At 65.5% G+C, this 18,527-nt stretch carries 16 protein-coding genes; 2 read left to right on the top strand and 14 right to left on the bottom strand.

Features of this window, described 5'->3' with window-relative positions; translation table 11 throughout:
• Positions 1 to 5 precede the first annotated feature (5 nt).
• A complete protein-coding gene (gene secD / locus BT183_RS05050; protein ID WP_072339584.1) occupies positions 6 to 2,558 on the bottom strand; it encodes a protein translocase subunit SecD in 2,553 nt (850 codons plus the stop codon).
• Positions 2,559 to 2,610: 52 nt separating this feature from the next.
• Positions 2,611 to 2,952, bottom strand: coding sequence for a preprotein translocase subunit YajC (yajC, locus tag BT183_RS05055; protein WP_072339586.1), 342 nt, complete (start codon positions 2,950 to 2,952; stop codon positions 2,611 to 2,613).
• A gap of 188 nt (positions 2,953 to 3,140) precedes the next feature.
• Between yajC and BT183_RS05060 the strand changes: the two genes are divergently transcribed.
• Entirely contained in the window at positions 3,141 to 4,019 is an 879-nt protein-coding gene (locus tag BT183_RS05060; protein ID WP_072339588.1) for an ATP-binding protein, read from the top strand.
• A 51-nt stretch (positions 4,020 to 4,070) separates the two neighbouring features.
• Here BT183_RS05060 and BT183_RS05065 read toward each other — a convergent pair whose 3' ends face one another.
• The 12 genes from BT183_RS05065 to BT183_RS05120 form a co-directional block, all read right to left on the bottom strand.
• Positions 4,071 to 5,288: a M23 family metallopeptidase gene (locus BT183_RS05065; RefSeq protein WP_084603253.1), complete on the bottom strand. Its 1,218-nt coding sequence runs from the start codon at positions 5,286 to 5,288 to the stop codon at positions 4,071 to 4,073.
• A 135-nt stretch (positions 5,289 to 5,423) separates the two neighbouring features.
• Positions 5,424 to 6,215, bottom strand: coding sequence for a 5'/3'-nucleotidase SurE (surE, locus tag BT183_RS05070; RefSeq protein ID WP_084603254.1), 792 nt, complete (start codon positions 6,213 to 6,215; stop codon positions 5,424 to 5,426).
• Positions 6,212 to 7,537: a serine--tRNA ligase gene (gene serS, locus BT183_RS05075; protein ID WP_072339592.1), complete on the bottom strand. Its 1,326-nt coding sequence runs from the start codon at positions 7,535 to 7,537 to the stop codon at positions 6,212 to 6,214. Before serS ends, surE begins: the two co-directional genes overlap by 4 nt.
• Before the next feature lie 125 nt (positions 7,538 to 7,662).
• Positions 7,663 to 8,469 (bottom strand): twin-arginine translocase subunit TatC, encoded by an 807-nt coding sequence (gene tatC, locus BT183_RS05080; protein ID WP_072339594.1) that lies wholly within the window; start codon positions 8,467 to 8,469, stop codon positions 7,663 to 7,665.
• Entirely contained in the window at positions 8,470 to 9,138 is a 669-nt protein-coding gene (gene tatB, locus BT183_RS05085) for a Sec-independent protein translocase protein TatB (RefSeq protein WP_072339596.1), read from the bottom strand. It abuts the gene before it with no gap.
• 49 nt (positions 9,139 to 9,187) lie between these two features.
• On the bottom strand, positions 9,188 to 9,403 hold the full coding sequence (locus BT183_RS05090) for a twin-arginine translocase TatA/TatE family subunit (protein ID WP_072339597.1): 216 nt from the start codon (positions 9,401 to 9,403) through the stop codon (positions 9,188 to 9,190).
• 51 nt (positions 9,404 to 9,454) lie between these two features.
• On the bottom strand, positions 9,455 to 10,564 hold the full coding sequence (locus BT183_RS05095) for an ABC transporter ATP-binding protein (RefSeq protein WP_072339599.1): 1,110 nt from the start codon (positions 10,562 to 10,564) through the stop codon (positions 9,455 to 9,457).
• On the bottom strand, positions 10,561 to 11,238 hold the full coding sequence (scpB, locus tag BT183_RS05100) for an SMC-Scp complex subunit ScpB (RefSeq protein ID WP_072339601.1): 678 nt from the start codon (positions 11,236 to 11,238) through the stop codon (positions 10,561 to 10,563). The genes BT183_RS05095 and scpB overlap by 4 nt, the downstream gene beginning before the upstream one ends.
• The gene (locus BT183_RS05105) at positions 11,235 to 12,041 is read right to left on the bottom strand and encodes a segregation and condensation protein A (protein WP_084603395.1); all 807 of its coding nucleotides are present in this window, start codon (positions 12,039 to 12,041) and stop codon (positions 11,235 to 11,237) included. The genes scpB and BT183_RS05105 overlap by 4 nt, the downstream gene beginning before the upstream one ends.
• 56 nt (positions 12,042 to 12,097) lie before the next feature.
• On the bottom strand, positions 12,098 to 14,983 hold the full coding sequence (locus BT183_RS05110; protein WP_072339603.1) for an SPOR domain-containing protein: 2,886 nt from the start codon (positions 14,981 to 14,983) through the stop codon (positions 12,098 to 12,100).
• 99 nt (positions 14,984 to 15,082) lie between these two features.
• Positions 15,083 to 16,828, bottom strand: coding sequence for an arginine--tRNA ligase (gene argS / locus BT183_RS05115; protein ID WP_072339605.1), 1,746 nt, complete (start codon positions 16,826 to 16,828; stop codon positions 15,083 to 15,085).
• A gap of 68 nt (positions 16,829 to 16,896) precedes the next feature.
• Positions 16,897 to 18,048, bottom strand: coding sequence for a deoxyguanosinetriphosphate triphosphohydrolase (locus BT183_RS05120; RefSeq protein ID WP_072339607.1), 1,152 nt, complete (start codon positions 18,046 to 18,048; stop codon positions 16,897 to 16,899).
• Between the two features lie 87 nt (positions 18,049 to 18,135).
• On the opposite strand from BT183_RS05120, the gene BT183_RS05125 reads away from it, so the two are divergent.
• Positions 18,136 to 18,486 carry a HesB/IscA family protein gene (locus BT183_RS05125; RefSeq protein ID WP_072341563.1) on the top strand — a complete coding sequence of 117 codons (351 nt, stop codon included), beginning with the start codon at positions 18,136 to 18,138 and terminating at the stop codon, positions 18,484 to 18,486.
• Positions 18,487 to 18,527: the final 41 nt, after the last annotated feature.

Below are 18,527 nucleotides of genomic sequence, written 5' to 3' on the forward strand. Positions count from 1 at the left end.
GGCAATCAGACGGCGGCGCCGTCGGCGCGCCGCTCCTTTGCGGGGGGCGCATCGACCTGCTCGGGCCGCGACCGCAGCCCCAGATAGATGAGGATGGGCGCGGCGATGAAGATTGACGAGTAGGTGCCGATCAGCACGCCGAAGATCATCGACAACACGAAGCTGCGGATGACTTCGCCGCCGAAAATGACGAGTGCGCCGAGAGCCATCAGCGTGGTGGGACCAGTCAGAACGGTTCGGCTCAGCGTCGAGTTCATCGCCATATCGAGCAGTGCCGGCATCGGTATCTTGCGATACTTTCGCATGTATTCGCGGACGCGATCGTAAACCACGATCGTGTCGTTGAGCGAATAGCCGATAATGGTCAGAATGGCCGCAATACTCGACTGGTTGAACTCGATGCCGGTAAGCGACATGAAGCCGAGCGTGATCACCACGTCGTGCACCGTGGAGACTACGGCGCCCACGGCAAACTGCCACTCGAAGCGGAACCACAGGTAGATCAGTATGCCGAGAACTGCCACGGACAGGCCGATGGCGCTCGAGAGGGCCAGTTCGCCCGAGACCGTGCCGCTCACCGCCTCGATACGGCGGATCTCGTAATTCTCGGCCGTCAGCGCGTCACGCACCTGCTCGACCGCCGCCTGCTGCTCGGTATCGTCATCTGACTGCGCTTCGATCTGGATCAGGAGGTCTTCGGGCGCACCGAAGCCCTGCACCTGCACGTCGCCGAGATCGAGCGCGCCGAGCACCTCGCGGACCCGCGCCGGGTCGGCCGGACCGTCATTGGACTGAACCTCGATCGAGGAGCCGCCCTTGAAGTCGATGCCCAAGTTCAGCCCCTGCACCGCGAAGAGCCCGATCGAAACGACCGAGAGGATCATCGAGGCGAGAAGCGCCGCCCGGCTCCACTTCATGAAGGGCAGCTTGGTGTTGTCGGGAATGAAACGCGTCAGCTGAACCTTGAGGGTCTTGGGACGCTTCCACGCGAACCACCGGCCCACGATCAGGAGGGTGATGAAATAGGCCGTAAAGAGCGTCGACATGATGCCGAGCGCTAGGGTAACCGCAAAGCCCTGCACCGGGCCGGAGCCCAGGTAAAAGAGCACCACGGCCGCGATGAACGTCGTGACGTTGGAGTCGAGAATGGCGCTCATCGCGTTGGTGAAGCCGGCCTGGATGGCCTGAACGGACGTTCGTCCGTTGTTCACCTCTTCGCGTATGCGCTCGAAGATCAGCACGTTGGCGTCGACCGCCATGCCCATGGTGAGCACGATGCCGGCTATGCCCGGCAAGGTCAGCGTCGCGCCAAGCAGCGTCAGCGCTCCGACCATCATCACGATGTTGAGGATGAGCGCGAGATTGGCGAAAATGCCAAACGTGCCATAGGCGATCAGCATAAAGACGATGGTGGTGACGCCGGCGATTATGCCGGCGATGACGCCGCCACGCACGCTATCGGCACCCAGGCTCGGGCCGACCGAACGCTCTTCGATGATATCGAGCGTCGCCGGCAGCGCGCCGGCGCGGAGCAGCACAGCAAGGTCATTGGCACTCTGGGTCGTGAAGCTGCCCGAGATCTGCCCCGTACCGCCGGTAATAGGCTGCTGGATGACCGGAGCGGTGATCACCTGGTTGTCGAGCACGATGGCGAAGCGACGATTGACGTTGCGCGAGGTGATCTCGCCGAAGGTCAGCGCACCGCGGGTATCGAAGCGGAAGGTGACGACCGGCCGGGTGGTCTGCTGGTCATAGCCGGGCTGGGAATCAACCAGCGACTCGCCGCCGATGGCCACGTCTTCATAGAGCAGCTCGGCGCCGCCTTCGGCGCTCGGCACGATCATGGTGCCGGGCGGCAGCCCCTGCTGCTCGGCCTGGGCCGCCGTCATGCCCGGATAGACAAGATGGAAAGTCAGGCGCGCCGTGCGCGAAATGATGTCCTTGAGGCGGTCGGAATCTTCGAAGCCCGGCACCTGGACCAGCACGCGATCGGCGCCCTGGCGCTGGATGATCGGCTCGGTGGTGCCAAGTTCGTCGACGCGGTTGCGAATGACTTCGAGCGACTGCGAGACGATCGAGGACATGCGCTCGGTGACACCGGCCTCGGTGAGCCCGACGACGATGCGGCCATCCGGCGTGGTCGAGTACTCATATTCAGGCGTGCCGACGCCCGCGAAAATCGAACCCGTGATATTGACCTGCAGGGTCTCCAGAGCCTGGCGGGCGGCATCGAGCTGGCTCGGATCGGTCAACTCGACCGTGATCGAGCGTTCCTGCGTGGTGATGATGTTGCCGATGCCGTTCTGGTTGGCCAGAACTGTGCGCGCATCGCGCCTGAGCTTGGTCAGGCTTTCGGTGACGATGCCCTCCCGATTGACCTGCAAGAGCAGATAGGAGCCGCCCTGAAGGTCGAGTCCCATCACCATCTGCTGCTTTGGCAGCCAGTCCGGCAGCACTGCGATGGTGTCGCGCGAAAGGAAGTTCGGAACCGCCGACAGCACTCCGAGAAGTGCGACGATAAGGATGACTATCGTGCGGATGGGCGAGAAATGCAGCATGGATCGACGATTCCGAAAAGATTGCGCCTAATGCGTGGCCTGCGGCGCGAGATCAGGCTTTGGCGTCGCTCACCGGCTCGGCCTTGGTGCGCACGTCGGCGATCATGTGGCGCACGATCTTGACGCGGGTGCCCTGCGCGATCTCGACCTCGAGATCCTCGCCATCGACCGCCTTGGTGACCTTGCCCACGATGCCGCCGGTGGTGACGACGGTGTCGCCGCGACGGATCGCCGCGAGCATGGCCTGCTGCGCTTTGAGCCGCTTCTGCTGCGGGCGGAAGATCAGGAGCCAGAAAATGACGATGAGCAGCAGAATCGGCATCAACGACACGAAGATGTCGGCTGCGCCTCCGGTACCACCTGCGGCCTGCGCATAGGCGGGTGTCACGAACATAGGGGGGCTCCTTGCTAGTCGAAATGGCTGTGCACTTGCTGGACGGCCGGCACCGCTTCCCTGTAGGAACGCATCCGGCGGTGGCGATGACCACCCGGCACAAAATCGCGCGGACTATACAGGCGGGTGGGGTGAATGCAAAGCCATTCCGGCAGGCAGGTCAGGCGGGCGACAGGAGGAAAATGCCAATGAATCAAGATGCCCTCGACACAATCGCAACCTCCCTGCAGAAAATCGTCACGCTGCTTGAGGAGCAGTCCGGCAAGTCGGGCCCTGCCCTGCCCGCGCTCGGTGATGCCGACGCCTATCACTGGAACGCGGAAACCGGGCGCCTTGACCCGGTCAGGAAAGTGGCGCGTGTCGATCTAGACCTGCTTCGCGGCATCGAAGGCTTGCGCGATACCCTGCTCGCCAACACGCGGCAGTTCGCGCGGGGCCATGGCGCCAACAACGCGCTGCTCTGGGGCGCGCGAGGCATGGGCAAGAGCTCGCTGGTCAAGGCGATCCATGCCGATATCAATGCCAACCCCGAGCCGGGTGCGCAGCGGCTGATCCTGATCGAGATCAGCCGGGAAGACATCGAGACGCTGCCGCAGCTGATGCGCATCATCTCCAACGAGGACGCGCGCTTCATCGTCTTTTGCGACGATCTGTCCTTCGACAAAGACGAGACCAGCTACAAATCGCTCAAGACCATCCTCGATGGCGGCCTCGAGGGACGGCCCTCCAATGTGCTGTTCTACGCCACCTCGAACCGCCGCCATCTCATGCCGCGCGACATGATCGACAATGAGCGGGCCACAGCCATCAGCCCCGGCGAAGCGGTGGACGAGAAGGTCTCGCTCTCGGACCGGTTCGGCCTTTGGCTGGGCTTCCACAATTGCGACCAGCCCACCTACCTTGCGATGATCCGCGGCTATTGCGACGCCTATGGCCTGTCTATCAGTGACGAGGACCTGCGCGCCCGCGCCATCGAATGGGCGGCGACGCGCGGCGGCCGCTCTGGCCGCGTCGCGATCCAGTTCGTGCGCGACCTGGCGGGTGAACTCGGGCGCGCCGTGCCCTGAACGAAAAAGGGCGCCATCGGCGCCCTCGTCTCGTCTGCGTGCAGTTGGGGATCAGCCGGCCAGCAGCGGAACCGGATCGACCGGCGTTGCGCCCTTGCGCAGCTCGAAATGCAGCTGCGGCTTGCTGACCGAGCCCGATGCACCGACAGAGCCGATATTGTCGCCGCGGTTGACGGTGTCGCCGCGATTGACGGCAATGGTCTTGAGGTGGGCATAGGCCGACACATAGCCATTGGAATGGCGCACCAGCACGAGGTTGCCATAGCCGGCCACGCCGTCGCCCGTATAGATCACCGTGCCATTCTCGGCGGCTCGCACTGCGGCGCCTTCGGCGGCTTCGATGTTGATGCCGGTGCCGCGCGACTGAGCAAAGTCGGTGATGACCTTGCCCGAGAGCGGCCAGCGGAACTTCTCGGCGCCCGAAACCTGCGGCTCGGCCAGGCTGGTCGCCACCGGCGCACGCTGGACAGGGGCCTGGACCGCGACAGTCTCACGCTCCTGCAAGGCCCGCTCGGGCAGAGCCGGAGCGGCCGTGGGCGCCGCAAGGGCGTTCACCACAGGCGAACTGGTGGTGTTGTCCTCGCTGGCGACAGGCGCCGGCCCGATGGCGCGGCTAGCAACCTGTGTGGTGCTGCGGCCCGGAATGGTCAGGCGCTGGCCCACGAAGATCTTGTCGGGCGAGGACATGCCATTGGCCTGAACGATGGCCTGCGCCGTGGTGTTGTAGCGGCGCGCGATGGCATAGAGCGACTCGCCGCTCTCGATGACATGCACGCCGGCTTCGGCAGGGATAGAGGCGACGGCCTGCTGGGGGAGCGCGGCCGACGGCGGCGGCATCAGCGGAGCAGGCCGGGGCGCCATGGTCATGGGAGCGGCAGAAGGCTGCGCGGACATGGTGGATGGGTTCCCGTTGGATGTGGACGACGTCAGAACTGGCAGGTCCCGGGTCGTCACCGACCCTTCGGCGGGAGCGGGCTGGAAACCCGGCGATCCGCCGATCATGCGGTTCGCGCCGCCGCGGATATCCTGCGGCGGAACAAACGGCCCTGCGGCAACCCGCATCGACTGGCTCTGCTGCACCGGCGGCAGGCTGCTCGGCATGGGCTGGTTGAGGGAACTCTGGCCGATCGATCCGGTTGAACCGGTCATCGTTCGATCCGAGAAGCCCAGCCCACCGAGCGAGCTGCACCCTGCCAGAGCCGCCGTGCCGGCAAAAAGGCCGACCATGGCTGCAGTCTTCAGTGCTGTGCCGGCTACGCGATTACTCATGAAACCACTCGTACAAGGCTACTCAACGCCCCTGACACTAGGGCGTTAAGGTAAAGACGAGTTTAAGTCCGATGCGATTTGCGCCAAATTGCGCGGGGCCGATTAGCGATGCCTTAGGGTTACCCGCAAAGGCGCTCAGAGCGCCCCGAGAGCCCCATCGAGCGCCGAAACGAGCCCGAAATCGGTGACCTGCAGCAGCACGGGCGTCACCGTCACCGCCCTGCCCTTGTGCAGCATCTCGAAATCGCTTGCCGGATCGAGCGGCTTGGGCGTCTCGGGGATGGCCACGAAGAAATGGCCCGGATTGTCGCTCTGGTAGTAGCGCATGGGCGAGCGGGCGAAACGCTGCGCAGGAACGAGCCGCATGCCCTGCACCTTATCGGGCGCACAGGGCGGGAAATTGACATTGAAATAAGCCTGAGCGGAGAGGCCCGGCCGAGCGGCGGCGGTGGCGATGATGGCGCGGATGGCGGCCTCGCCATGGGCGACAGCGGCGTCCCAGACCACTTCGCGGCTCTGCTCGTAGTTCACGCCCTGCGAGAGCGCGATGCCGAGGGCACCCTGCAAGGCCCCTTCGCGCGCGCCGGCGGCCGTACCCGAGCAGTTGATGATATCGCCCAAATTCTGCCCGTTGTTGATGCCCGAAAGCACCACATCCGGCGGGGCACCGCCCATCAGCTTCGTCGCACCAGCAATGACGCAATCGGCCGGCGAACCTCCATGGATCGCGAACTGGCGCGGGCCGCGCTCGTCGATCCGCAATTCGCGGCCGAAGGAAATCCGGTGCCCGGCACCGCTCTGGTTGCCATCGGGCGCAACCAGCCAGACCTCGGACGATATGCGCAGCGCGATCTCGTGCAGGATGCGGATGCCGGGCGCATCGATCCCGTCGTCATTGGTGATGAGGATGCGCAGGGGCGTGCTCACGAGCGACCGCCGATGCTGGTCAGCCCTCCCATATAAGGCTGTAGCACCGCAGGGACGGCGATCGAGCCATCTTCCTGCTGATAATTTTCCATGACTGCGATCAGCGCACGCCCGACGGCAACGCCCGAGCCGTTGAGGGTGTGCACATAGCCCATCTTGCCCTCGGCGGTGCGATAGCGCGCGTCCATCCGGCGGGCCTGGAAATCGCCGCAGACCGACACCGAGGAAATCTCGCGATAAGTATCCTGACCGGGCAGCCAGGCTTCGATGTCGTAGGTCTTCTGGGCCCCAAAGCCCATATCGCCCGTGCAGAGCGCCATCACCCGGTAATGAATGCCGAGCTTCTGGAGCACCGCTTCGGCACAACCCAGCATGCGCTCATGCTCGTCGATGGAGGCCTCGGGCGTCGTGATCGACACCATCTCGACCTTGTTGAACTGGTGCTGGCGCAGCATGCCACGTGTATCGCGCCCCGCAGATCCGGCCTCCGAGCGAAAGCAAGGCGTGAGGGCGGCAAAGCGCAGCGGCAATTCCGCCTCAGCGACGATGCTCTCGCGCACGAGATTGGTCAGCGGCACCTCTGCTGTGGGAATGAGCGCGAGCCGCCCGTCACCATGCGGGGTGAAGAACAGGTCGTCTTCGAACTTCGGCAACTGCCCGGTACCCAGCAGAGCTTCGTCGCGCACGAGCAGCGGCGGCTGCACTTCGGTATAGCCATGCTGGTCGACATGCAGGTCGAGCATGAACTGGCCGATAGCCCGCTCGAGCCGCGCCAGATGCGACTTGAGGACCACGAAGCGCGCGCCGGAAATTTTGGCCGCGACTTCGAAATCCATCTGCCCAAGGGCTTCGCCGAGCTCGAAATGCTGCCTGGGCGCAAAGCTCAACTCGGGCTTTGCAGGCCGCGACGCCGCTGCTGTCGTCTCCGACCCGTTGGGGCCGAAATAGGGCTGGTTGCCGGTTTCGTCCGCGCCATCGGGCACGCCCTCTAGCGGCAGGTTCGGCAGGGCGGCGAGCATGTCACGCAAGGCGGCGTCGGCTTCACGCTCCTGCTTTTCGCCCTGCTGGATCGTATCCTTGAGCGCTGCGACCTCGGCCATAAGGGCCTGCGCGCGGGCTTCATCCTTTTGTGCCTTGGCCTGCCCGATCTCCTTGGAAAGCGCGTTGCGCCGCTCCTGCGCATCCTGAAGCGTGGCGATCACGGCCTTGCGGGCGTCGTCGAGCGCCAGGAGATCGGCGGCCCGGCGAGCCTCGCCCTTGCGGCGGGCCATGCCCCGGTCGAAGGCCTCGGCATTGGCCCTGATCCATTTGATGTCGAACATAAAGCTGGCCTCGATCAGTGCTGACGTGCCGACGAACTAGCGCATTCCGGAGGCTTAAGGAAGCGTGCGACGCCCCTGGCGGCATCGGCTGCAACTCCGATGCCAGCTGCCAAGAGCTGAGAGCGTCAGCTGGCCTGCTGCTGGGCCGCTTCGCGCTGCGCCCGCCGCTTTTCGATGAACTTCACCGAGAGAATCGCTGCCTCGTAAAGAAGATAGACGGGCATGGCGAGGCCGATCTGCGAGATCGGATCGGGCGGGGTAATGAAGGCGGCAACCGCAAGAATGCCCACGATGGCATAGCGCCGACCCTTCTTGAGCTGGTCGGAATTGACCAGCTCGATCTGCGCCAGAAGCGTCAGCACAACCGGCAGCTGGAAGCAGATGCCGAAGGCGATGATCAGCGTCATCGCGAGGCTGAGATACTCGCTGACCCGCACCAGCATCTCGATCTCCTCGGTCTGCATGGCCATGAAGAACCGCATGACCATGGGCAGAACGACGAAATAGACGAGCGTGGCGCCGACGAAAAAGAAGATCGGCGTGGCCACGAGATACGGGATGAACGCCTTGCGCTCCTTGCGATAAAGGCCAGGCGCGACGAACTGGTAGACCTCGACCGCCAGATACGGGAAGCCGATGAAAAGGGCGCCGAAGAAGGCGACGCTGAGTTGAGTAAAGAAGAATTCCTGTGGCGCCGTGTAGATCAGCCGCACATCCTCGGGCACCGGCGCCACGGAGCGATAGGGCTCGACAAGGATGTCGAAGATCTGCGAGGCCACGAGAAAGCAGCCGATCAGCAGAATGAAGAGCACGATCAGCGAACGGATCAGGCGCTTGCGGAGCTCGATAAGGTGATCGAGCAGCGGCGCTTCGCTGCCCGCCAGCTCATCTTCCTCAGAGACCGTCGCACCAAGCTTCTTCTGGTCAGCCATTCAGTCCGCCTTGGGCTCGGCAGGAAGCGGTGCCGCATGGGGCTCGCGCGGGGATAGGGCTACGGTCGGCGCGACAGGTGCAGGCGCAGGCGCCGAGGCCGGCTCCACCGTTGCGCTGCCCTGCGCTGTTGAAGTGGCCGCATCGGTCGCGGCCCCAGCCTTGGCCGGAGCCCCCTCCGGCTTCACTTCATCGGAAGCAACGGTGGGCGGCGGCGCGACGACGGCGTTGATGCGCGGCACTTCGACATTGGGCACGTCCTCAACGGGCGAAAGTGCTGCATCGTGCCTGGGCAAGGGCTTGCCGGCAGCCATCACCGGGGCCATGCCCGCGGCCTGACGAATTTCGTTCACGACGCTCTGCGCGTTGGGATCGGCGGGCTTGATGGCGCCCGAGGGCTCCACCTTGCCGCTTGGCGTCGTCGTGTTGAATTCCTTGCGGATCGATTCGGCCGTCGCCTTCAGCGGGTTGGTGATTGTCGTGCGGATGTTGCGCACTTCGTCGAGCCCGGCGGAGCGGTTGATCTCTCGCTGGAAGTCCGCGCCCATCTTGCGGATCATGGCCACGAACTTGCCGGCCTTGTTCATCAGAACCGGCAGGTCCTTGGGCCCAATGACGATCAGCGCCACGACGCCGATCACCATCATCTCCGTCCAGCTGAAACCGAGCATGAGCTATCCTAACTGACCGACTGCGTCGGCCAAGCCGATCCGCTGCGGATCAGGCGTCCTTGCTCTTGTCGGTCTCGCGAGCCTCGACTGTGGTGCTCGCATCGATCTGTGCCGGCGGCACCTTGTCCTCGTCCTTGAGACCTTTCTGGAAGGCTTTGATTCCAGAGGCCACTTCACCCATCATGCCGGAAATCTTCCCACGCCCGAAGAGCAGAAGGACGACGACCGCAACGACAATGATTCCCCAGATGCCCGGCGCGTGCATGTCTTCTCTCCCTGCCTAACTCACACGTAGCACTTGCCCGAACAAATAGGTTCAATCTAGGTCAAACACAAGGACGTGTTCCGGCCTGAGGCGCAGGTGAATGTCCTTTCCCGGCACCAGAGCGGCATCGGACGCCTGCCGGATCTCCAGCGGCCGGTCGAGCCCCTCGACCCTGACCTCGCAAAGATCGATGCCGACGGCGCCGCGGATCGATACGATTCGCCCCGGCACTCCCTGCCCCGGCGCGACGAGTTCAAGCGGGCCCACGGGCCTGAGGGCGACCACGATACGCGCTCCATCCGCCCGGCCGGGGGCAGGAACGGGGCCGAGTGGGGTCGCTGCCATGCCGGACGAGACTTTTGCGACGATTTCGCTCAGCGGCGAGAAAAACCGCGCGGCCCCCAGGTCGACCGGCGTGCGGTAGATGGCGCGCGCGGTATCGATCTGCGCGATCCGCCCGCGACGAAGTAACGCAACGCGGTCCCCCAGCAGCATGGCCTCTTCGGGATCATGAGTGACGATGATCGTGGTGGCGTGCGTCTCGCGGAGAATCGCGAGCGTCTCGCCCCGCACCGTCTCGCGCATGCGCGCATCAAGGCTCGAGAACGGTTCGTCGAGCATCAAGAGGCCGGGCCGCGGCGCGATGGAGCGCGCCAGAGCCAGCCGCTGCTGCTGCCCACCCGAGAGCATGTGCGGATAGTCGCGCTCGCGCTCGGCCAAACCCACCCGTCGCAGGGCCTGCCGGGCTTGAGCCAGAGCGGCAGCGCGCCCGATCCGGCGGAGCCCGAAGGTGACGTTCTCGAGCAGCGAGAGATGCGGGAACAGGGCAAAATCCTGGAACATCATGCCGATACCGCGCCTGTCTGGCGGCAACGAGAACCCGGCGGCGGCGACCACGCGCTCGTTGATGCGCACCTGTCCCGCCGTGACCGGCAGGATGCCGGCCGCAACGCGAAGCAGCGTCGATTTGCCAGATCCCGATTCCCCGAGAAGGCAGACGATCTCGCCCGGCTTCAAAGCCAGCGATAGCCCATCGAGGACTTTCTTGCCCCCAAGGACCGCATCGACGGCGTCAAAGGACAGCCCGGCGGCAAAGCTCACACCCGCGGTGCCCCGGGGGCCCCAGGCTGCGTCGTCCCGATCCGGCTCAATCTGCGTCATGCGTTCCGATCCTCTTCCGGGCTCTCTTCGAGCCCCGGATCGTCGGGGTCAAGCGGTTCCTCATCCTCGCGCAGCGGACCATCGAAAGGCAGCGGCACCTGCATGCCGGGCGGAAGGCGGGCCGACAGCAGCCCTGCGCCCTTGAGATCCTCGAGCCCGGGCAGGTCTGCCAGCGCTTCGAGACCGAAATGGTCGAGGAAAGCCTCGGTCGTTCCGTAGGTCACCGGGCGCCCCGGCGTACGCCGACGCCCACGCATCCGCACCCAGCCCGTTTCCATCAGGATATCGAGCGTGCCCTTGCCGGTCGAAACGCCGCGCACCTCCTCGATTTCAGCGCGTGTCGCCGGCTGGTGATAGGCAATGATCGACAATGTCTCGAGCGCTGCGCGCGACAAGGGCCGCGCTTCGAGGCTTTCACGCTTCAGAATGAAGGACAGGTCTTCGGCCGTTCGGAAAGCCCAGCGCGAACCCCGACGGACCAGGTTGACGCCGCGACCCGCATAGCGCCGCTGCAGTTGCGCAAGCAGCGCATCGGGCTGGGCCTGTGGGTCGAGATAGGGCGCGATTTCGGCGGCCGAAAGCGGTTCGGCTGAGGCGAATAGGACAGCCTCGACGATGCGCAGATTGCGTTCGAGATTATCGTCGCGCTCGGTGTCATCCCTCGCGCGGGTCATGAGGCGCCTCCGTCGCGCGCCTTGCGCCTCAGCAGAAGCGGGCCGAAGGGCAGGCTCTGCTGCACGTCCAGTTGCCCCTGCCGCACAAGTTCGAGGCTGGAGGCAAAGGTGGACGCGAGCGCCGTCACGCGTTCGGCGGCCGACCCAACATGGCGCCCGAGATACACTTCGAGCGGTACCCATTCGGCGGTGTCGCCGATGAGCGTCTGGAGGATGGCCCGCGCCTCCTGCAGCGACCAAACAGTGCGGTGTATCGGCTGATAATCGGCTGGCGCAGTGCGTTCCCGCTGGCTCGCATAGGCCTTCAACAGGCCAAAGAGATCAGCCTCCCACAAGGCACGTCGCACGATGGCGATCGGCTCCGGGGCGCCGCGCGCGAAGACATCCCGACCGCGTTGGGGCCGGTCGAGCAGGCGGGTGGCCGCCTTGCGCATCGCTTCGAGGCGCTTGAGCCTGAACTGAAGCACCGCGGCCAGCATCTCGCCCGAAGGCTCGTCGTCATTGGTCGTCTGGGGCACCATCAGGCGGCTCTTGAGATAGACGAGCCAGGCCGCCATCACGAGGTAGTCGGCCGCCACCTCTATGCGCTTGTCGCGAACCGTGTCGATGAAGCCCAGATACTGCTCCGCCAGCGCCAAGACGGATATGCGCGACATGTCCACCTTCTGGCGGCGGGCAAGCTCCAGCAGCAGATCGAGGGGTCCCTCATAGGCGCCGAGCTCGACATAGAGAACGTCCGCGTTCGCCAGGGCGCCATCAGGGGCCGTGTCGATCCGGTCGTTCGATGAATGTGCACTATTCATGCGCGCGACATTTGCCGCGCGCACCCTGTCGGTCAAGCTCTGCGTTGCCGGCGCGCTCAGCTGTTGGTCGCGAAGCAATCCCCGCCATTGCTCTTGATGGCGGCGCAGATCTGCGTCGCGCTCTGGAGCGAGTTGGCCGGCAGCCGCACGCGATAGGTCACCCGCCCGCCATTGAGCTCGGCACGCTGGATCACCAGCCCCTGCCCGTTGAAGAGACTGCCCCAGCGCGACTGGATGATACCGGCCTGCTGGCGGGCTTCACCCTCCGTGGGCAGCGACATCATCTGCACATAGGCGTTGGCATTGCCGCCGCTCGACACGGTGGCGGCAGGCGCTGCCGCCGGAGCGGCCGGCTGCCCGATCACCGCAGTCACCGGGTTGCTCGCCGGCTGCGCTGCGGCAAGCGCGGCGAGCCGACTTTCGCGATTGGTGAGCCTGGGCTGAGGGACAGGCGCCACCAGCGCAGTGTTAAGCGTGGCCTCGGGGTTGATGCTGACGGGCGCATCGGGCGTGACGGCCGGCACTGCGGTGGATGGGCCGAGAGCGAGCGTGCCAGCCGGTGGACTACCGGCGGGCGTTGCACCCGAGGCATTGGGCAGGATCGTGCGCGGCTGATTCTCGGTTGCCGCCAGCAGTTCCGACTGCGCGGCGAGGCCACCCGGCAGTTGCGGCACGTTGGGCCGGTCCACCGGCAGCGCGGAGGTGCCGGCGACGGCGTCGTCACTGCTCACGATGGTGCCGTCCGGCCGCACGGTGACAGTGCGGACCTTGCGGTTGGCAAGCTCGTTTTCGCCGCCTTCGCCCGCTGCCGATGGTGGCACCTCGGCGATGACATCGGCGACATTGGTCTCGTCGCGCGGCACGAGCTGCTCGCCCCCGCTCGCGGTAACGCCATCGAGCTGGTTGAACACCACCGATTGCTGCTCGGTCGTCGTACTGGTAGCGGGCGCCGCGACCTTGGCAGGTCCGGCATCGGCGCTGAGCACTGGTGCGGCGCCGTCTTCACGGCCTGTATTCAGCACCCAGTAAAGCCCAAGGCTCGCGGCAACCAGAAGTACGCCGGCCAAAGCCAGTCCGATGAACGGACGCAGCCCGCTGCCCTCAGAGCGCGCAGCCTTCTGCCGCCGCTCACGTCGATACTTGCCTTCCTTGGGCGCAGCCTCGGCGGCGACGCGGCCGATTTCCGAACCGGTCGCTGCGGCAGCGGCGAGAATGGCCTGCTCGGCGGCCTCGACGCCGGCGTCCGGCTCCTTGATTGCGCTTTTGCGCGGCGGAAACTGGCTGCCGAGCGGCGGCACCACCGGAGCGGCCGGCGCGCCCTGCGACGGCGGCTGGCGCACTGCGCCCGTCGGTGCGGCAGAGGTGGCCTGCGGCTTGGGGGGCACGATGTCGCGCGGCGTCAGATCCACGCGAACCGCTTCGCCAATCAGGCTCTCGATCTCGGCCATCGGATCGTCGAAATCGTCGGCGGCGGCGCGCGCGCGGTCATGCCCGTGATGGGGCGAAATCGGCGGGACTGCGAAGCTGTCGGCGTCGGGTTCCCGGCGAGCAGGCGACGGTCCGCGCATCGATTGCAGCATGGATGGCGGCACGGGGTTCGCGCGCTGCACGGGCGGCTGGCGCTGCTCGATGCTGTCGAGGTTGACCCGCGGCAGCGGCGCAGCGGCGGCCCTTGCATCCGCTGCGTCCAGATCGGCACGGATCAGGGCTGCGATGGGATCAAGAACGTTGGAGCCGGCATCGGCCTCAGCAGATTTTGCGGTCGCTGGTCCCTGCCCCGAAACCTGCGGCGTTCCGGACCCAAAGCCGAAGTCGAAATCGAAGTCCCCTGCTGTGCTCGGAGCCCCGGAGGCAGGCTGCGGGTTCGGCGCGCGCCGTGGCTCGCTGCCGATATCGAGCGTCGGCTCGATCCGGCGCTGGGGCTCGGACGCAGCAGCACGCTGCGGTTCGGGACGCGATTGTTCGGACTTGGCAACGGATATGGCCGGAATTTCGATGCGCGGCGCTTCGACTTTCGGGCTCTCGAAACGCAACGGGCCGGGCTCGCGCGCTTCCGCACGGGTGAAAGCGGGCAGCTCGTCGGCTACCGGTGTCGGCTCCGGCTTCACCGGCTCGACGGGCAAGGCATCGGGGCGGGCGGCGATAGACGGGCCACCGGGAATACGCGGCTCGAAGCGTGACTGCTGGGGCGGAGCATCCGGCGAAACCGCAGGAGCGGGCCGCGCTGTCTCGGCCGCCTGGCCTTCCGGATGCACGGAGGGCCTCAGCATCGGCGCTGTGTCGCGAGCTTCCGGCTTGGGTTCGACCGTCGCCTCGGCCGAGGACGACTGCACCTGCGCTTCCGGGCTGGCCTGTTTTTTCTGCAGCACGCTCAACGGCTCGGTATTCACCACCGGCTTGAGGTCAGGCAACGCGCCAAAATCGAATTTGCTGGCCTGCGGCTGTGCGGGAGCCACTGACGGCGCCTGCACGAGGGGCGCGGCAGCTTTTTGCGTTGGCATCTCGCCCACGCGCGGCGCAGCCGGAGCAACGGTGGGTGGCTTTTCAGCAGCAAGTTTTTCCGCGGGCGGCCGTGCCGAAGCGCTAGCGTCGATGGCGGGCTTTGGAGCCGGACCCACGGCGAGGGGCTGATCCATGCCCGGAATGCGGATCGTGGGCGTCGCAGGCCGCTGCTGGGCCGGCGCTGGATTGACGGGTGCCGACTGCGGAGCCGGCGCTTGGCCGACCGGCTTCGGCGATGCCGCAGCCTTGGGCGGGGCGGCTGGCACGTCCACGGGCGTGTCCATGCCCGGAATACGGATACGCGAGGGGGCGGCCGGAGCCGGGGGCGGCGTGACCTTGGTGGTCGACGGCGCCTTTTCGTCCGATGCAGGAGCAGTGCTGGCCATCAGCCGCGCCAATTCCGCAATCAGATCGTCGGATTTATCGGCCTGGTCTGCCATATGATTCACTGCCCCACATGGCAGTGCCTTCTACTAAGACACGCACTGTCCAGAGACGCGCCCGATATCGGGGGGAGTCATCACGCCAATGCGCCGGAATTATGAAAGTTCGTCCGGCGCAGAGACCCCCAATAGTGTCAGGCCATTCACCAGAACCTGACGCACGGCGTCGACCAGTGCGAGTCGCGCCAGTGTCAGTTTTGGATCGTCTGAATTAACAAAGCGTAAGCCAACCTCCTCCTTGCCCTTCGCCCACAACCCATGCAGCGCGCTCGCAAGCTCATAAAGATAGAATGCGATACGATGCGGCTCATGCGCAAGGGCCGCCGATGCAACGATGCGGGGCCATTGCGCGATGACCTTGATGAGCTCGAGTTCGGCCGGATGGTCGAGCAGGGAGAGGTCGGCAGAGGCAAGCGCGGGCGCCGAACTGTCGAGCCCAGGCATGTCCTTGCCGGCATTGCGGAAGATAGAGCGGCAGCGCGCATGGGCGTACTGCACGTAAAACACCGGGTTGTCGCGCGTCTGCGCCTTGACCTCGAGGAAGTCGAAGTCGAGCGTCGCGTCGTTCCGCCGGTAGAGCAGCATGAAGCGGGTGGCGTCCGAGCCGACCTCGTCCACAACATCGGCCAGCGTGACGAGATCGCCCGACCGCTTGCTCATCTTGACGGGCTCGCCCCCGCGCAGGAGCCGCACCAACTGGCAGATGCGCACATCCATGTCCGCCTCGCCCTCCGACACGGCTTTCACCGCCGCCTGCAGGCGCTTGACGTAGCCGGAGTGGTCGGCGCCCAGCACATTGATCATGTGCTTGTATCCCCGCAGATATTTGTTGCGGTGATAGGCGATGTCAGCGGCGAAATAGGTGTAGGAGCCGTCGGACTTGATCAGAGGCCGATCGACATCGTCACCCCAGTCGGTGGCCCGGAACAGGGTCTGCTCACGGTCTTCCCAATCGTCAGGGGTCTTCCCCTTGGGCGGATCGAGCCTGCCGTCGTAGATCATGCCCTTCTCCCTCAGCCAGTCGAGCGTCTGCGCGATGTCGCCATCGGCGCCATGCAGCGTGCGCTCAGAGAAGAAGACGTCGTGCGCGATGCCAAGCTTGGCGAGATCGGCACGAATAAGTTCGAGCATGGCAGAGACCACCCGCTCCTTGACGAGCGGCATCGTCTCGTCCTCAGGCCGCGAGAGCAGCGAAGCGCCGAATTCAGCTGCCAGCGCCTGGCCCACCGGCACGAGATAGTCGCCCGGATAGAGCCCGGGCGGGATTTCGATGGCTTCGCCAAGCGCCTCGCGATAGCGCAGCAGCGCCGAGCGGGCGAGCACGTCGATCTGCCCACCGGCATCGTTGATGTAATATTCCCGCGTCACCGCAAAGCCGGCATAGGCGAGCAGCGAAGCGAGCGCATCGCCGAACACCGCGCCGCGCGTATGGCCCACATGCATCGGTCCGGTCGGATTGGCCGAAACGTACTCGACATTGACCTTTTCGCCGCCGCCCAGATCAGCCCGACCGAAATCGGCTCCGCCCTCGGCCACCCGCGCGAGCAGACCGTGCCAGACCGGCGTTGCAAGCCGGAAATTGATGAAGCCGGGGCCCGCCACCTCGATCGACGTGACGTCCGGGTCTCCCTCGAAGGCCTCGACGAGCTTCGACGCGACCGCGCGCGGGCTCTGGCCCAGGGGCTTGGCCGCGACCATCGCGGCGTTCGAGGAAAGATCGCCATGGGCGGGATCGCGCGGGGGCTCCACCACCATGCGGCCGAGGAGATCGGCCGGCAGGTCGGGGTAGAGCTTTTTCATCGCATCGGCGACGCGGACGGCAAACTGCGCGAAAACGTCCATCTTGTCCTTCTGTGCAGACGGGGCGGCATCGATCGGCGCCTGGCAGGCGCCGGTCCGGAGCGCTGGGCCTAGCCCAATAGCGGGGAAGCGTCAAACAGGCGGGAATATTCGGCCAGCGCATAGGGGTCCGTCATCCCGGCAATGAAGTCCGCGACGATGCGAGCTTTCGGCCCTGCCCCCGATGCTGCCGCGAACGCGGCACCCCAGCGCCCCGGCATGTCGCCCGCCTGCATGTATCGCTTGAAGAGCGCCGCGACCACGTCCTGGCTCGCGCGAACGGGCGCCATCACGCTGTCATGGCGATAGACCCGCTCGAACAAAAACGCCTTGAGCCGCGCTTCGTCGGCGGCGAGAGGGCTTGAGAACGCGATGAACCCCTGCCCGGCCCCGCGCACCGCATCGGCACTTTGAGGCGCCAGCGCGGCGATGCGCTGGTCGCTCGCACGAATGGCGTCCTCGATCATGCGGGTGATCAGCCGGCGCTGGATTTCATGGGCCTGCCGTCCGGGCTCGATGTCGGGCCAGCGGCCCACCACCTCCTCGGCAATGGGCCCTACAAGCGGCACGGCGCGGAGATCGGAGGGCGTCAAAAGACCGGCACGCAGGGCATCGTCGATATCGTGGGCGTCATAGGCGATATCGTCGGCGATCGCCGCAACCTGCGCCTCGAGCGAGGCGTAGGTTTGGGGCTCAAGAGCCGGGCCATCGGGAATATCGGCGAGCGCGGCCATGTCGCCATCGAACGGACCATTGTGCTTGAGCATGCCTTCGAGCGTCTCCCAGGAGAGATTGAGCCCGTCATGCTCGGCATAGCGATTTTCGAGCAGCGTCACGACCCGCAGGGCCTGGAGGTTATGGTCGAAACCGCCATAAGGCGCCATCAGCTCTGCCAGCACGCGCTCCCCCGCATGGCCGAAAGGCGTGTGCCCCAGGTCGTGCGCGAGCGCGACGGCTTCGGCGAGGTCTTCGTCGAGTCGCAGCGCCCGCGCGATGGACCGCGCGATCTGGCTCACTTCCAGCGTATGCGTCAGCCGCGTGCGAAAATGCTGGCCCTCGTGATGCAGAAACACCTGCGTCTTGTGCTGCAGCCGCCGGAATGCGGTGGAATGGATAATCCTGTCCCGATCGCGCTGGAACTCCGACCGCGTCGGACTGTCGGTCGTCGCATGGCGCCGGCCGCGGCTTTGCGTGGCACGCGATGCGTAGGGTGCAAGGCTCATCGGCTTGGGTGGACCTTTTATTTGACGTGGCGCGTTATTAGATTACCACGTGTGATAACGCAGGCCCCGCCAACCGGGACGCAGACCATGACCATCTCCCTAGCACCCAATGCCGTGAACCTCACAGAGCGTGCTGCGCGCCGTATCGGCCGCATTCTCTCGAAACAGGCGCCGAACATGGCGCTTCGCATCTCCGTGTCAGGCGGGGGCTGCTCGGGCTTCCAGTACGAATACGCCGTGGTGCCGGATGCTGCCGGGGACGACGATGTGCGGCTCGAGCGCGACGAGGCCCGGGTGCTGATCGATTCGCTCAGCCTCGAATTCATGGGCGGCGCCGAAATCGACTTTGTTGATGATCTCATCGGCCAGTCGTTCCAGATCCGCAATCCCAATGCCGTCGCCTCCTGCGGCTGCGGAACGAGTTTTGCCGTCGCCTGACACGGCGATGGTTGCCTCCCCGGGCAGGCGGCTTTAGCCTC

The organism is Devosia enhydra, from assembly GCF_900119845.1.
Classification (GTDB): Bacteria; Pseudomonadota; Alphaproteobacteria; order Rhizobiales; family Devosiaceae; genus FPKU01.